Source organism: Actinomadura verrucosospora, assembly GCF_039540335.1.
Lineage (GTDB): Bacteria > Actinomycetota > Actinomycetes > Streptosporangiales > Streptosporangiaceae > Spirillospora > Spirillospora verrucosospora.
The window spans coordinates 97,669-110,807 of sequence record NZ_BAABEV010000006.1; the positions used below are offsets into that span (position 1 = coordinate 97,669).

Here is a 13,139-nt window from a genome sequence, read left to right on the forward strand (position 1 = left end):
CGTCCGAAGACGCCCCTTGGTCGCCGAACGATGACAGCTTGTCCAATCCGCTTGACGGTGCGGTTGAAATCCGTACCGTCGTAGAGCTAAGGGGCGGGGTGATGGGTGTCGATGTGCTGCGATCAGAGGTTGTCGGACGGACGTTCCGTGCACTACCGTGACGAAACCGATACCTCCGGTCTCGTTGCCAGCGGTGGCCCCCCGGCCACCCGACCCTCCACAGGTGGAGCCGCCGGCACCCAGTCGGCGTTTCGGATCGAGAGCAGGTGGCCCAACCATGGCAGGTCCGAACGCTCGAACGAGGGACCGCGGCCCGCACCGTCGCCCCACGGCATCCTGCACCGCGCTCACGTGCGCATGGCCCCATCCAGGTCGGTGACCCTATGACGGTACGGCTGTTGACGAACATCGGCAGGCTCTGGACGGGCACCGACGTCTGCAGCAACGCCGCGGTGCTCATCCACGACGACCGCATCGTCTGGGCCGGGCCCGCCTCCGACCTCCCGCAGAGCGTCCCCGGCATCATCGACGACATCGTCGACGTCGACCACGTCGAGAACCTCGGCGGCGGCCTCGTCACGCCCGGCCTCATCGACGCCCACTCCCACCCCGTCTACGCGGGCAACCGGTGGGCCGAGCTCGCCATGCGCACCAGCGGCTCGTCCCACTCGGCCATCACCGCGGCGGGCGGCGGCGTCAACTCCACCGTGACCGTCACCCGGGGAACCGACCCCTGGACGCTCTGCAACGGCGTCCGCGAACGGCTCCGCCAGTGGATCCTCGCCGGCACCACCACCGTCGAGGCCAAGACCGGCTACCACCTCACCCGCGACGGCGAGCTCGCCGACATCCGGATGCTGCGGTCGCTGGAGGGCGAGCCCTCCATGCCCCGCATCCACGCCACGTTCCTCGCCGCGCACATCCTGCCGCCCGAGTTCTTCGGACGCCGCCGCGACTACATCGAGGCCGTCCGCCTCTGGGCCGGCGACGCCGCCGTCGCCGGCGCCGACTCGATCGACGTCTATTGCGACGAGGGCCACTTCACCGCCGAGGAGGCCCGCGCCCTCCTGCTCACCGGCAAGCGCGCCGGCCTCAAGGCCCGCATGCACGCCTGCGCCAACGAGCGCATCGGCGCCGCCCAGGTCGCCGCCGAGGTCGGCTGCGCCTCCGCCGACCTGCTCACCCAGGCCAACGACGACGACATCAAGGCCCTCGCCCACGCCGGCGTCACCGCCACCGTCTGCCCCGGCAGCTCCCTCAACAGCAGCCGCGCCCCCGCGCCCGTCCGGCAGATGCTCGACCGCGGCGTCACCGTCGCCCTCGGCACCGACCACAACCCCGGCCAGTGCGGCATCACCTCCATGCCCCTCGTCATCGGGCTGTCGGTCGCGATGTTCGGGCTCAGCGTGACCGAGGCGCTGCGCGCCGCCACCCTCGGCGGCGCCGCCGCGCTGCGCGTCGGCGACCGCGGCTCCCTCGCCCCGGGCATGCTCGCCGACATCGTCCTGTGGGACGCCGACCACGAGGGCGCCTTCGCCTGGGCGTTCGGGCTCCGCGCCCTGCGCATCTGGCGCGGCGGCGTCCCCGTCCAGCCCTGACGGAGGAGGCGCGGGCGGCGGGTAGTGTCGCCGGCATGGGCAGCGCGGTCGCGGTCGTCACCGATTCCACCGCCTACCTTCCCCCCGGGCTCGCCGAACGGCACGGGCTGACCGTCGTCCCCCTGCAGATCGCCGTCGGCGGCGCCACCCGGGACGAAGGCGACATCAGCGCCGCCGAGGCCGCCCTGGCGCTGAAGGAATGGCACCCCGTCACCACGTCCCGTCCCGCGCCCCGGCGGTTCGCCGACGCCTACGAGGCGGCCGCCGCCTCGGGCGCGCACGAGGTGGTCTCCGTGCACCTGGCCTCCGCCATGTCGGGGACGGTCGAGGCGGCGCGGCTCGCCGCCGAGGACGCCCCCGTGCCCGTGCGGGTCGTCGACAGCGGGACCATCGGCATGGGCCTCGGATTCGCCGCGCTCTCCGCGGCGGCCGCCGCGATGGCGGGCGGGTCCGCCGACGACGCCGTGTCCGCCGCCGTCCGGCGGGCCGGGCTCACCCGCTCCCTCATCTACGTCGACACCCTGGAGCACCTGCGGCGGGGCGGCCGGATCGGCGCCGCCGCCTCCCTGTGGGGCTCCGCGCTGATGGTGAAGCCGCTCCTGGAGATCACCGGCGGGCGCATCGCGCCGCTGGAGAAGGTCCGCACGTCCTCGCGGGCGCTGGCCCGGCTGGAGGAGCTGGCCGTGGCCGAGGCCGGAGCCCGGCGCGTCGACCTCGGCGTCCAGCACCTCGCCGCCGCCGCCCGCGCCGAGACCCTCGCCGCCCGGCTGCGCGCACGCGTCCCGCACGTCCAGGACGTCTACGTCGGCGAGGTCGGCCCCGTCATCGGCGCCCACGTCGGCCCCGGCATGCTGGGTGTCGTCATCGCCCCCCAGCTCTGACCCGCGGGCGCCGGGAGGAGGGCCTCAGGGGCGCAGGAGGCGGCGCAGGACGGTCGGCGGGTGACCGGTCTCCGCCCTGACCGTCCGGGTGAGATGCGCGTGGTCGGCGAAGCCGAGATCGGCGGCGAGGCCGGACAGGTCCCGTTCGCCCTGCTCCAGGCGGTCCAGGGCGAGCCCCACCCGGATCCTGTTCCGGTAACGAGTGACGGACATGCCGGTCTCGCGGCGGAACGTCCGGCTCAGGTGGGAGGGGGAGACCTCCAGGAGCCGTGCCAGGGAGACGAGCCCGGCCGCCTCCTGATGGCCGCTCGCCATGGCCTCGCGTGCCTCGTCGACCAGGGCGCGGCGCTTCCCGCCCTGCTCGTCCACGGCGAGGTGGGCGAGCAGGCCCATCAGCCGCTCGGCCGTCTCGAAGGCCACGTCGGGGCCGGAGCGCAGGAGGAGGCGATGGGCGACGTCCGCCCGCGCGCTGACCCTGACCGTCCCGGACGGGCGCCGCCACAGGGCGGGGGAGAGCATGATCGACGTGCACACGTCGCCGCCCGCGGGATGCGCGAACTGGCCCTCCTCACCGACGGTCTGGGCATAGCCCATGGTGCGGTCGACGACGGCGCGTCCGTGGCGCGACCGCATGCGGAACCGCCCCGACCGCACCAGGACGATCTGATCCCCGGTGAACGGCTCGGGCTCCGACCATCCGGGCTGGTGCCCCGTGCAGCGCACCGCGTGGACAGAGAAGTCTTCCGTCTCCGCCACGGTGGTCGATTCGCGCATGCCCGTCATCGTACGCAGGGGCAAACATCTTCAAGCGCCGCCGGACGGCCGCCCAGCACACTCGCGGAATGGTCGGACGATGGCTTCTAGCGGTGCTGCTCACGGGGCAGGCGATGGTGTCGATGGACGGCTCCATCGTGGCGGTGGCGATGCCGGACATCGCGGAAGGTCTGCACGCGTCCGGCTCTCTGCTGCAACTCGTCACGGGCGGCTACATCTTCGCCTTGGCCGTCCTCGTGGTCACGGGCGCGCGGCTGGGCGACAGCCACGGCCACCGCTCGATGTTCTTCCTCGGGCTGTTCGGCTTCACGGTCGCATCGTTGGCGTGCGGGCTGGCGCCGACCGGTGCCGTCCTTGTCGCCGCGAGGATCTGCCAGGGTGCAGCGGCCGCACTCCTGCTTCCGCAGGTTCTCTCTTTGATTCAGCTGTCCTTCAAGGGGGCGGCCAGGGCACGTGCACTCGGCCTGTACTCGATGGTCCTGGCGTTGGGGGTCGCCTTGGGCCAGGTGGCGGGAGGCGTCATCGTGACCCTCGGCGGCAGTTGGCGGCCCATCTTCCTGGTCAATGTCCCTGTGGGGGCCGCGCTCCTCGCCATCGGACCACGTCTGATGCCGCCGGAACACAGGAAGCCCGTCCGCCTGGACCTGCCCGGCGTGGTTCTCCTCTCCTGCGGCATGGCCGCGCTCGTCGTGCCCCTGGTTCTCGGCAGGGAACAGCACTGGCCGCTGTGGACGTGGCCGTCCATAGCGACGGGATGCGTTGTGCTCGCCATCTTCTGCGTCCATGAGCTGAGAACGGCGTCGCCGCTTCTGGACCTCTCGGTGCTGCGCAGACCGTTCATCAAACCCGGCCTGTTCGCCTCCTGCGCGGTGATGGGCGCCTACACCGGCTTCCTCTTCACGCTCGCGCTCTACCTGCAGAACGTGCTCGGCTTCTCGCCGCTCCACGCCGGGCTCACGTTCCTCCCGTACACGGCGGGCTTCGCGACGGCGGGCCTGGGGTGGACGCGCCTGCCCCTCTCTCTGCGAGGGGACCTGCCGACATGGGGCCTGCTCACGTTCGCCGCAGCCGCTTCGGCATTGGCCCTCCTGACCCGGGACGGCTGGCCGGTGCTCCTGGCGGTGCCCCTCCTGTACGCCGCCGGGGCCGGTCACGCCGCCGCCTTCAGCCCTCTGGTCGACCGGATCACCGGGGCCGCGGGACCGGCGCAGGCCTCGTCCGTCTCCGCCCTGACGAACACGGGCGCGCTGCTGTCGAACGTCCTCGCGATCGCCGTCTTCGGTGGCGTCTACCTCGCGACGCCCGGCACGCTGACCCGCGTCGCGGCCCTCCTGGCGGCGCTGCTCGTCCTCGCGGCCGCGGCGTCCCGGCGCCGCTGACCCAGGGTTATCCACACTTTCCGAACCCCGCGCACCCGCCCGGCCGGCCTCCTTAACGTCAGGCTCCATGAGCCCTGACATCGAAGACCGCCTGCACGCACTCACGGGCCGTTGGAAGCCGCCCGCCGCCCCGGCCGACGCGCCGCCGGCCGCCCGGTTACGCGCGACGCCCGACCGCTCCCACGTCCGCACGCTCGTCCTCGTCGGCGTGCTCGCCGCCCTGGTGGCCGTCGGATATCTCTGGCTCGCCCGGCCGCGCCCCCAGCCGGCGGCCCCCGCGGCGACCGCCTCCCTCGTCGAACCGCGTCCCACCCTGTCGGCCGCCCCGGCATCCTCGGCGTCCTCCCCGGTGGTCGTCCACGTCCTCGGCAAGGTCGAGCACCCGGGCGTGATCACCCTGCCGTCCGGTTCCCGGGTCGCCGAAGCCATCAAGGCCGCGGGCGGGGTCCGTCCGGGCGCGAAGACGGGCGCCCTCAACCTGGCCCGCCCCCTGGTGGACGGCGAGCAGATCCCCGTCGGCGTCCGCGCGCCGTCACCGCCCCCACCGCCGCCCGGCGGCGCGGCCCCGCCCGCTCCGGGCGCGCCCGGCGCCCCTCTCGACCTCAACGCGGCCACCCCCGACCAACTGGACGACCTTCCCGGCGTCGGGCCCGTCCTCGCCCAGCGCATCGTCGCCTACCGCACCCAGCACGGCGGCTTCCGCTCCGTCGAGCAACTCCAGGACGTCAGCGGCATCGGCGCCCACCGGTTCGCCGACCTGAAGGCGATGGTCCGGGTTTGACCCACGACCTCCGCCTCCTGGCCCCGGCGCTCGCCACCTGGCTCGCCGCCGCCGCGACCATAGGGCTGCCCGGGCCCCTCATCTACGGCCTGGCGGCGACCGCCGCCGCGGCGTCCCTCTACCTCCTGACCACCCACCGCCCACTCGTAAGCACCTCACCGTCCGAGGGGCAAGCACCTCTTCACCGAAACGCAGACACCCCGGAACACCCAGGTGACTCTCACGAACTCACCCCCACGCATCCCCCGAACGGCGACCCCACATGGCAGACGAGTGCCGCCAACTCCCGCCACCCGCAGCAGAGCCCCGCCCGACCCAAGAACGGCAACCAGCGCGACCGCCACTTCGCTGCGTCCCGCCTTGGCGATGTCGCGCGGGGCGTGGGCGGCGGCCGGTTCGAGCGCTCCCTCAGACGACTCGTTCCGATGGCGCGGCGGGCGGAAGGCGGCGGTGCGGGGTCGGGGAACGGGTGGCGGCTGCTCGCCGGGGCGGCCCTGGCCTGCGCCGCGGCGTCGGCCTGCGGGGTGGCGCTGCGGACGACGGCCGTCGGGACGGGGCCCGCGCGAGAGCTGGCCCGTGCGGGACGGTTCGCGACGGCCGAGGCCGTGGTGACCGGGGACCCGCGGGCCAGGCCCGGGAACGGGCGACCAGTGATCATCATCCGCGCGCGGGCGGAGGCCGTGGAGCGAACCGGGGTCCGCGTCCCGGTGCTGCTGATCGCCTCGGATCCGCGCTGGCTCCGCCTGATCCCCAGCCAGCGCGTCCGGCTCCGCGGCCGCTTCGTGCCGCCGAGGGGCCCCGGCCTGCTCGCCGCGGTCGTGATCGTGCGCGGGCCGCCGGCCGTCCTCGGGCCGCCGTCGGCGATCCAGCGCGCCGCCGAGCACGTGCGGGCGCGGCTGCGAGCGGCCGTGGCCCGGCTCCCGCCCGACAGGCGCGCGGTCCTTCCGGCGATGGTCGTCGGCGACACCTCGCGCCTCGACCCGGAACTCGCGGAGGAGTTCCGCATCGCCGGGCTCACCCACCTCCTCGTGGTCTCCGGCGCGAACCTGGCGATCGTCATCGGGGCGGTCCTCGGGCTGTGCCGCCTCGCCGGGCTCGGCCGGCGCCGGGCCCCACCCGTCGCCGTCCTCGCCGTGTGCGCGTTCGTGGTCGTCGCCCGTCCGGAGCCGAGCGTCCTCCGGGCGACCGTCATGGGGCTGATCAGCCTTCTGGCGCTGCTCACCGGACGGCAGCGCCAGGGCCTGCCCGCCCTGGCGGCGGCGGTGCTGCTCCTCGTCCTCGTCGACCCGGAACTGGCGCGTTCCTACGGGTTCGCGCTGTCGGCCCTCGCGACGGCCGGCCTGCTCGTCCTGGCCCCGCCCTGGCACGAGCGGCTCGCCCGCCGGATGCCGGGCCCGCTCGCGGCCGCCCTCGCCGTCGCGGCCGCCGCCCAGGCGGCCGTCGCACCCGTCCTGGTGATGCTGTCCGGGGAGATCGGCGCCGTCTCCGTGTTCGCCAACCTGCTCGCGGCCCCGGCCGTCGCCCCCGCCACCCTCCTGGGCGCCCTCGCCGCGGTCACCGCCCCCTTCTCCCCGCCGCTCGCCCGCGTGATCGTGTGGCCCGCCGGCCTGGCCGTGGGCTGGATCATCTGGGTCGCGCGAACCGCCGCGTCGCTGCCCTACGCGACCATTCCGTGGACGAGCGGCGCTCTGGGCGCCACCACCCTCCTCCTGGGCGCGGGGGCGGCGGCCCTGGCCCTGCGCAGCCGCCGTCTCCGCCTCCTCACGGCCGCGGCCATGACCGGGGTCCTCATCGGAGTCGTCGCCCTGCGCGTCATCGCCCCGTCATGGCCGCCGCCCGGCTGGCAGATGGTCGCCTGCGACGTCGGCCAGGGCGATGCCCTGGCGCTGTCGGCCGGGCCGGGGCAGGCCGTCGTCGTGGACGCGGGCCCCGACCCCGCCCCGGTGGACCGATGCCTTCGCCGCCTCGGCGTGACCGACGTCCCGCTCATGGTCCTGACCCACCCGCACGCCGACCACATCAACGGCGTCTCCGGCGTCCGCCACGGCCGCGCCGTCCGCGAGGTGCTGATCACGCCCCGCACCTCGGGCCGCGAGGCGCGCCGCACGTCCGGCCTCCGCGTCGACCCCGCCGAGACCGGCCGGCAGTGGCGCGTCGGAGACCTCACCCTCTCCGTCCTGGCCCCGCTGACCACCGGCCCCGCCCTGTCACCCGGGGACGACGGCACCACGATCAACAACGCGAGCGTGGTCCTCGTCGCCCGCAAACCGGGCTTCAGCGCTCTCCTGGCCGGCGATGTGGAACTGGAAGCCCAGCGCGCCCTGGAAGCGAGTGTCCCCCGCGTCCAGGTGCTGAAGGTCCCGCACCACGGCTCGCGCAGCCAGGACCCGGCCTTCCTGGCCGCCGCCCAAGCCTCCATCGCCTTGATCTCGGTCGGAGCCCGCAACGACTACGGCCACCCGTCCGGCGCCACCCTCGCCCTCCTGGGCCGCCTCCACACCCAGATCCACCGCACCGACAGGGAAGGAGACATAGCCATAGCCCGCACCCGGTCCGGTCTCGTCACCGTCCCCCGCCACTGACCCAGGCGTTGGGGGAGGGATCCTCGTGGTCGGCCGCGGGGGTGGGTGGGGCGTGGCATGCTGCAAGGGTGTCGGTTGAGTCCATCATTCTGGTCGTCGGTGATGAAGAGCTGCTCGTGGATCGGGCGGTCGGAGACGTCGTCGCGTCGGTGCGGGCGGGGGATCCGGAGACCGAGGTCATCGACCTGGCTCCGGGAGGGCTGGAGCCCGGACGCATCGCCGAGCTGACGTCGCCGTCGCTGTTCGGCAGCGGGAAGGTCCTCGTGCTGCGTTCGGCGCAGGATCTGGGCAAGGACCTGACGGCCGAGGTGCTGAAATACGCCAAGACACCGGCGGAGGACGTCGTGCTCGTCGCCGTCCACCCCGGCGGCGCCAAGGGCAAGGCCCTGGTGGACGGGCTGACCAAGCTCAAGGCGCGCAAGATCTCGTGCCCGAAGGTCACCAAGGCCGGGGAGCGGGTCGACTTCGTCCGGGGCGAGATCCGCAAGGCGGGCGGGAAGATCTCGGCGGACGGCGCGCGGGGGCTGATCGAGGCCGTCGGCAACGACCTGCGCGAGCTGGCCGCGGCCTGCAGCCAGCTCGTCGCCGACACCGGCGGAAAGATCGACGATGCGGCCATCGCCCGCTACTACCGCGGGCGCGCCGAGGTCAGCGGCTTCACCGTGGCGGACAAGGCGATCGAGGGACAGCTCGCCGAGGCCCTCGAGCAGCTCCGCTGGGCGCTGGCGACCGGTGTGGCGCCCGTCCTGATCGTCAGCGCGCTCGCCCAGGGCGTGCGCGGACTGGCGAAGGTCGGCGGCGCTCCGCGCGGCGCGCGGGGAGCGGCCCTGGCCAAGGACCTGGGCATGCCGCCGTGGAAGATCGATCGGGTGCAGAAGCAGCTGCGCGGCTGGTCGGGAGACGGGGTGGCACGGGCGCTGACCGCCGTCGCCGAGGCCGACGCGGAGGTCAAGGGCGGCGCCGCCGACCCCGCCTACGCCCTGGAGAAGACCGTCGCCCGAATAGTAGCCGCCCGCGGCTGACCCGCCGACGGAAAGCCGACCACGCCGGCAGCGCGAACCGGACCCCCACCAGCTCGAACGAGAGCTCCAGCGCGAGGCGCGCGACATCCGAGGTAGTCGACCGAAACACGGACCGGCGACTCGTAGGACAGCGGTTGTGGTCGGGCGTTCATGTGGGGTGTGGGGGCGGGTTTGTGTTGTGGGGGGGTTAGGTGAGGGCCTGGATGATGGCGAGGGTGTTCTGGTACTCGCGCCAGCGGGCCACTTTGCCGTCGCGTGCTGTGAGGACGGCGATGAAGGCGGCCGTGGACTGCTTGGCCGTCTGGGTGTTCGTGCCGGTCAGCTCGTACTCCACCACGATCGTGTTCGGGTCGTGGGTGTCGTGGACGGCGAGGGTGCGGCAGGCGTCGAACCGGACGGGGAACGCGGCCTGCTGCGGCTCGGCGAAGTCCAGGAACCGCTGCCTGCCCTCGAATCTGGTCGGGTGGCCGGGCGGAGCGAAGGGGGTCTCGATGACGGCGTCGTCGGTGAGGAGGTCGCCGATGTGGGAGGCCGGGTGGTCGAGCCAACGCTGCTGCATCTGGCCGAAGAGTTCGCGTGGTGCGGTCGGCATGGAGCCCTCCTAAGATGAGTGGTGACTCATGAAATGAGGATAATGAGTCGGGACTCATGTTGTCCAGGGAGGGGCGGCTGATGCGCGCGGACGCGCGGCGCAACCGGGAGCGGATCCTGGAGGCGGCGGAGGAGGTCTTCGCCGCCGCCGGCCCGGACGCGTCGACGGAGGAGGTGGCGCGGCGGGCGGGCGTGGCGATCGGTACCGTCTTCCGGCACTTCCCGACGAAGGGCGACCTGCTGCGGGCCCTGATGAAACGGCTGTTGCAGCAGGTCACGGACGACGCGGCGGAACTCGTCGCCGACGGGGACCCCGAAGGCGCGCTGTTCGAGTTCTTCGCGCGGCTCGTGGAGCGGACCGCCGCGAACCGGGCCGTCGTCAGCCTGCTGGCGGCCGAGGGGACGGAAGTGCCGATCACCGGGCCGCTTGGATCGCTGAGTGACGCGGTGGGAGAGCTGCTGGCGCGCGGGCAGGAGTCGGGCGCGATCGCTGCGGAGATCCGGCTCGACGAGGTGATGGCGTTGCTGGTCAGCGCCTGTCAGGGCGCACTGCACGGAGGCTGGGACGCCGACCTGCGCCGGCGGACGCTGAGCATCATGTTCACCGGCCTCCGCCCGTCCGCCTGACGGCGACAGGGCCGTCCTTCTAGGGGGTGGGGCCTTGTTCGGCCTTGGTCTTCAGGCCCTCGGCCTCCATCGCCACGTAGCGGCGGAAGAGGCGGCCGGCCAGGAGGGCGAAGAGGGGGGCCAGCGGGCCCTTCTGGTCGAGGGTGAGGCGGACGGTCGACCTGCCGCCGGGGGCGGGGGCGACCTCGTGGCCGCCGGTCGTGGTGATGCCCGCGGAGCGGGACTCCCAGGTGAAGGTCCTGTTCTCGTCGAAGGCGGTGACGGTCCAGACGGTCGCGGGGAGTCTCGGCTGGTGGACGCGGGCGCGGCTGCCGAGGGTGAAGGGTTCGTCGAGGAGTTCCACGCGGTCCATCGAGGCGGTCATGCCGGGCCAGCGTTCGACGTCCTTCAGGAGGTTCCAGACGGTCTCGGGCGGGGCGTCGATGTCGACGGAGGTCTCGAAGTGCACGGAGCGCTCCTCAGCGATGTGCGGACGGCGGCCAGGAGTCCGGTGACGAGGGGGTCGTCGGCCCTGTCCGGCAGGTGGAGAGCGTAGTAGGGGACGGCGGGCAGGTCGATGATCTCGCGCGCCGTCAGGCCCGGGGGAGGGGGGACGCAGCCGTTGACGACGGCGAGGCCGACGCCGAGGGACGCGAAGTGCAGCATCAGGGGCCAGCCCGCGGCCTCGACGGCCAGGGACCAGGGCACCTCGGCGGCGCGCAGGGCGCGTTCGAGGGTGATGCGGTGCGGGCCCTCGGGAGGCGGGACGACGAGGGACGCGCCGGCGAGGTCGGCGAGGGTGAGGTGCGGCCTCGCGGCGAGGGGGTGGCCGTCCGGCATGACGAGGGTCTGGGGGTAGGACGCCAGCGGGACGGAGGCGACGTCGGCGGGCAGCACGTCGAGCACGGCGACGCCGAGGTCGGCGCGGCCGGTGCGGACGGCGGCGAGGGTGCGGGCGCGGTCGCCGTTGATCAGACGGATGCCGGGGCGGACGGCGCCGCCGAGGAGGTAGAGGTAGGCGCCCTCCCCGGCGGCCAGCGCCGGGACACGGGTGGGGGACGTGCCGTGGACGTCCGCGAGGAACGCCGTCATGCGGGCGTCGAGGTCGCGGGCGAAGCGGGCGACCTGCTCCCCGGTGGGGGTGAGGGCCAGGCGGCGCCCGTGCCGGGTGTAGAGGGGACGGCCCAGCGTGTCGCCGAGCCTTCGCACCTTGACGTGCAGGGCGGGCTGGGAGATGTGGAGCTCTTCGGCGGCGCGGGTGAAGTTGAGGTGGTCGGCGAAGACCGCGAACGAGGCGAGCGCGTCCGTGGAGAGGCGGCTCAAGTCCATAGGCAGGGACTATAGCTGCGGAGATGATCGATAGTTCTGTTCTAGGGTGCGCGGGCCGAAGGTTGGGGCATGAACAGCGAACCGCGGCTCGGCGTCGATTTCGGCCGGGTCATCCATGGCGGCCTTCGGGCCCCCGGTGAGGACGACACCGTCTTTCTCGACGGGAGTTTCGAGGAGGCCCTCGCGTCCCCTGCCACCGACGGCGTCTACGAGGTGCTGCCCGGCCTGGTCGAGGCGTTCGGGGGACGGGCGTGGATCATCTCCAAGTGCGGCGACCGGATCCGGGAGAGGACGCTGGCCTGGCTCGACCACCACGACTTCTACGGGCGGACGGGCCTGCCGCGGAGCAACGTGCGGTTCTGCCGGAAGCGGCAGGACAAGGCGCGGCACTGCGCGGAACTCGGGATCACCCACATGATCGACGACCGGCTGGACGTGCACCGCGCCATCCGCGAGATCGTCCCGTACCGGTACCTGTTCGGGCCGAAGGAAGGGCCCGACTGGGTGCGGCACGTCCCCGACTGGGCCGCCGCCGAGGTCATTCGCTCAGATATTCCGGCGGGACCGCGTCGACCAGCCACACCCCGTTCGCGCTGACGCGGAACTCGTGACCGTCGGCCGCCATGCGGCCGGCCTGGACGGTCAGCACGACGGGGGCGCCGCGCCGGGCGCCGACGCGCCGGGCCGTTTCGAGGTCGGGCGACAGGTGGACGGCGTGCCGCCCCATGGGCAGCAGGCCCTCCCGCAGGATGGGGTCGACGGAACGACGCACGGTGCCGTGGTACAGCAGTTCCGGCGGGGGCGTCACCGGCAGGTTCAGCGAGACGGGGACCGAGTGGCCCTGGACGGCCCGGATCCGGTCGCCGGCGAGCTCGTAGCGCTGCTTGTCGTTGACCGCCACCACGTGGTCGAGTTCCGCGCGGGTGAGCGCGAACCCGTGGGCGGCGGCGGCCGAGAGCAGGTCGGCGACGTCCGCCCATCCCTCGGGATCGAGCGTGAGGCCGATCCGCTCGGGGCGGTGCCGCAGGTGCTTGGCGAGATACTTGGAGATCTTGACCGCGCGGCGCTCGTCCATGGACATGCGTCGGGGCCGGCGCGCGGCCGGCCCCGGGCGTGCGGCTCTTACTTGGCCTGCAGGGCGGCGGCCTGCCGGGCGATCGCCGACTTGCGGTTGGCAGCCTGGTTCTTGTGGATGACGCCCTTGCTGACGGCCTTGTCCAGCTTGCGCGCGGCGAACCGCTGCGCGGCGACGGCGTCGTCCACGTTGCCGGCCTCGGCGGCCTCGCGGAACTTGCGGATCGCCGTCTTCAGCTCGGACTTGACGGCCTTGTTGCGCAGGCGGGCCTTCTCGTTCTGCTTGTTGCGCTTGATCTGGGACTTGATGTTAGCCACGTCGTAGAGCCTCAGCTTGGTCGCGATCCTGGGCCTGCGCGTATCGGCAGGCGCTGACGAAAATGTCTGAACGGGGGCGGGACGGTGCCCCCGGGGCACGACGCTACGCCACACGCAGTCGCACAGCTTACCAATCACCGGGGCCGGTCCCAAACCGGACCGTGCACGGAGCATCGGGCGGGACATGGGACTATGGGAGGCACA

Annotated in this window: 14 protein-coding genes; 8 read left to right on the top strand and 6 right to left on the bottom strand. The window is 73.3% G+C overall.

The window, feature by feature from the left end:
* The first annotated feature begins 383 nt into the window (after positions 1-383).
* Together hutI and ABD944_RS09260 are read left to right on the top strand one after the other, a co-directional pair.
* Positions 384-1,598 (top strand): imidazolonepropionase, encoded by a 1,215-nt coding sequence (gene hutI, locus ABD944_RS09255; protein WP_067631854.1) that lies wholly within the window; start codon positions 384-386, stop codon positions 1,596-1,598.
* Positions 1,599-1,633: 35 nt separating this feature from the next.
* Complete coding sequence (locus ABD944_RS09260) at positions 1,634-2,479, top strand: DegV family protein (protein ID WP_345174363.1); 846 nt, start codon at positions 1,634-1,636, stop codon at positions 2,477-2,479.
* Positions 2,480-2,503: 24 nt separating this feature from the next.
* Here the strand turns inward: ABD944_RS09260 and ABD944_RS09265 are convergent, their stop codons facing one another.
* Entirely contained in the window at positions 2,504-3,253 is a 750-nt protein-coding gene (locus ABD944_RS09265; RefSeq protein WP_345174366.1) for a helix-turn-helix domain-containing protein, read from the bottom strand.
* A 68-nt stretch (positions 3,254-3,321) separates the two neighbouring features.
* On the opposite strand from ABD944_RS09265, the gene ABD944_RS09270 reads away from it, so the two are divergent.
* From ABD944_RS09270 to holA, 4 genes are all read left to right on the top strand, one after another.
* Complete coding sequence (locus ABD944_RS09270) at positions 3,322-4,632, top strand: MFS transporter (protein WP_345174367.1); 1,311 nt, start codon at positions 3,322-3,324, stop codon at positions 4,630-4,632.
* A gap of 67 nt (positions 4,633-4,699) precedes the next feature.
* Complete coding sequence (locus ABD944_RS09275) at positions 4,700-5,413, top strand: ComEA family DNA-binding protein (RefSeq protein ID WP_345174368.1); 714 nt, start codon at positions 4,700-4,702, stop codon at positions 5,411-5,413.
* Positions 5,410-7,995, top strand: a complete 2,586-nt coding sequence (locus tag ABD944_RS09280) for a ComEC/Rec2 family competence protein (protein WP_345174370.1) — start codon at positions 5,410-5,412, stop codon at positions 7,993-7,995. Before ABD944_RS09275 ends, ABD944_RS09280 begins: the two co-directional genes overlap by 4 nt.
* 68 nt (positions 7,996-8,063) lie before the next feature.
* Positions 8,064-9,017 carry a DNA polymerase III subunit delta gene (gene holA, locus ABD944_RS09285; protein WP_345174372.1) on the top strand — a complete coding sequence of 318 codons (954 nt, stop codon included), beginning with the start codon at positions 8,064-8,066 and terminating at the stop codon, positions 9,015-9,017.
* A 187-nt stretch (positions 9,018-9,204) separates the two neighbouring features.
* On the opposite strand, the gene ABD944_RS09290 is transcribed toward holA, so the two are convergent.
* Complete coding sequence (locus ABD944_RS09290) at positions 9,205-9,609, bottom strand: nuclear transport factor 2 family protein (protein ID WP_345174374.1); 405 nt, start codon at positions 9,607-9,609, stop codon at positions 9,205-9,207.
* A 56-nt stretch (positions 9,610-9,665) separates the two neighbouring features.
* Between ABD944_RS09290 and ABD944_RS09295 the strand changes: the two genes are divergently transcribed.
* Positions 9,666-10,235 (top strand): TetR/AcrR family transcriptional regulator, encoded by a 570-nt coding sequence (locus tag ABD944_RS09295; RefSeq protein ID WP_345174376.1) that lies wholly within the window; start codon positions 9,666-9,668, stop codon positions 10,233-10,235.
* Positions 10,236-10,254: 19 nt separating this feature from the next.
* On the opposite strand, the gene ABD944_RS09300 is transcribed toward ABD944_RS09295, so the two are convergent.
* Entirely contained in the window at positions 10,255-10,683 is a 429-nt protein-coding gene (locus tag ABD944_RS09300; protein ID WP_345174377.1) for an SRPBCC family protein, read from the bottom strand.
* A complete protein-coding gene (locus ABD944_RS09305; protein ID WP_345174379.1) occupies positions 10,623-11,543 on the bottom strand; it encodes a LysR family transcriptional regulator in 921 nt (306 codons plus the stop codon). Before ABD944_RS09305 ends, ABD944_RS09300 begins: the two co-directional genes overlap by 61 nt.
* Positions 11,544-11,612: 69 nt before the next feature.
* Here ABD944_RS09305 and ABD944_RS09310 point away from each other — a divergent pair, with 69 nt between their 5' ends.
* On the top strand, positions 11,613-12,140 hold the full coding sequence (locus ABD944_RS09310; protein WP_345174381.1) for a hypothetical protein: 528 nt from the start codon (positions 11,613-11,615) through the stop codon (positions 12,138-12,140).
* On the opposite strand, the gene ABD944_RS09315 is transcribed toward ABD944_RS09310, so the two are convergent.
* Together ABD944_RS09315 and rpsT are read right to left on the bottom strand one after the other, a co-directional pair.
* Entirely contained in the window at positions 12,082-12,618 is a 537-nt protein-coding gene (locus tag ABD944_RS09315) for an RNA 2'-phosphotransferase (RefSeq protein WP_345174383.1), read from the bottom strand. The genes ABD944_RS09310 and ABD944_RS09315 overlap by 59 nt on opposite strands.
* 47 nt (positions 12,619-12,665) lie before the next feature.
* Complete coding sequence (rpsT, locus tag ABD944_RS09320) at positions 12,666-12,935, bottom strand: 30S ribosomal protein S20 (protein WP_141577350.1); 270 nt, start codon at positions 12,933-12,935, stop codon at positions 12,666-12,668.
* Positions 12,936-13,139: the final 204 nt, after the last annotated feature.

Excerpts from the sequence above, each read along its gene's own strand:
- hutI (WP_067631854.1), top strand. The coding sequence starts at position 384 with ATGACGGTACGGCTGTTGACGAACATCGGCAGGCTCTGGACGGGCACC.
- ABD944_RS09260 (WP_345174363.1), top strand. The coding sequence starts at position 1,634 with ATGGGCAGCGCGGTCGCGGTCGTCACCGATTCCACCGCCTACCTTCCC.
- ABD944_RS09265 (WP_345174366.1), bottom strand. The coding sequence starts at position 3,253 with ATGCGCGAATCGACCACCGTGGCGGAGACGGAAGACTTCTCTGTCCAC.
- ABD944_RS09270 (WP_345174367.1), top strand. The coding sequence starts at position 3,322 with ATGGTCGGACGATGGCTTCTAGCGGTGCTGCTCACGGGGCAGGCGATG.
- ABD944_RS09275 (WP_345174368.1), top strand. The coding sequence starts at position 4,700 with ATGAGCCCTGACATCGAAGACCGCCTGCACGCACTCACGGGCCGTTGG.
- ABD944_RS09290 (WP_345174374.1), bottom strand. The coding sequence starts at position 9,609 with ATGCCGACCGCACCACGCGAACTCTTCGGCCAGATGCAGCAGCGTTGG.
- ABD944_RS09295 (WP_345174376.1), top strand. The coding sequence starts at position 9,666 with ATGTTGTCCAGGGAGGGGCGGCTGATGCGCGCGGACGCGCGGCGCAAC.
- ABD944_RS09305 (WP_345174379.1), bottom strand. The coding sequence starts at position 11,543 with ATGGACTTGAGCCGCCTCTCCACGGACGCGCTCGCCTCGTTCGCGGTC.
- ABD944_RS09310 (WP_345174381.1), top strand. The coding sequence starts at position 11,613 with ATGAACAGCGAACCGCGGCTCGGCGTCGATTTCGGCCGGGTCATCCAT.
- ABD944_RS09315 (WP_345174383.1), bottom strand. The coding sequence starts at position 12,618 with ATGGACGAGCGCCGCGCGGTCAAGATCTCCAAGTATCTCGCCAAGCAC.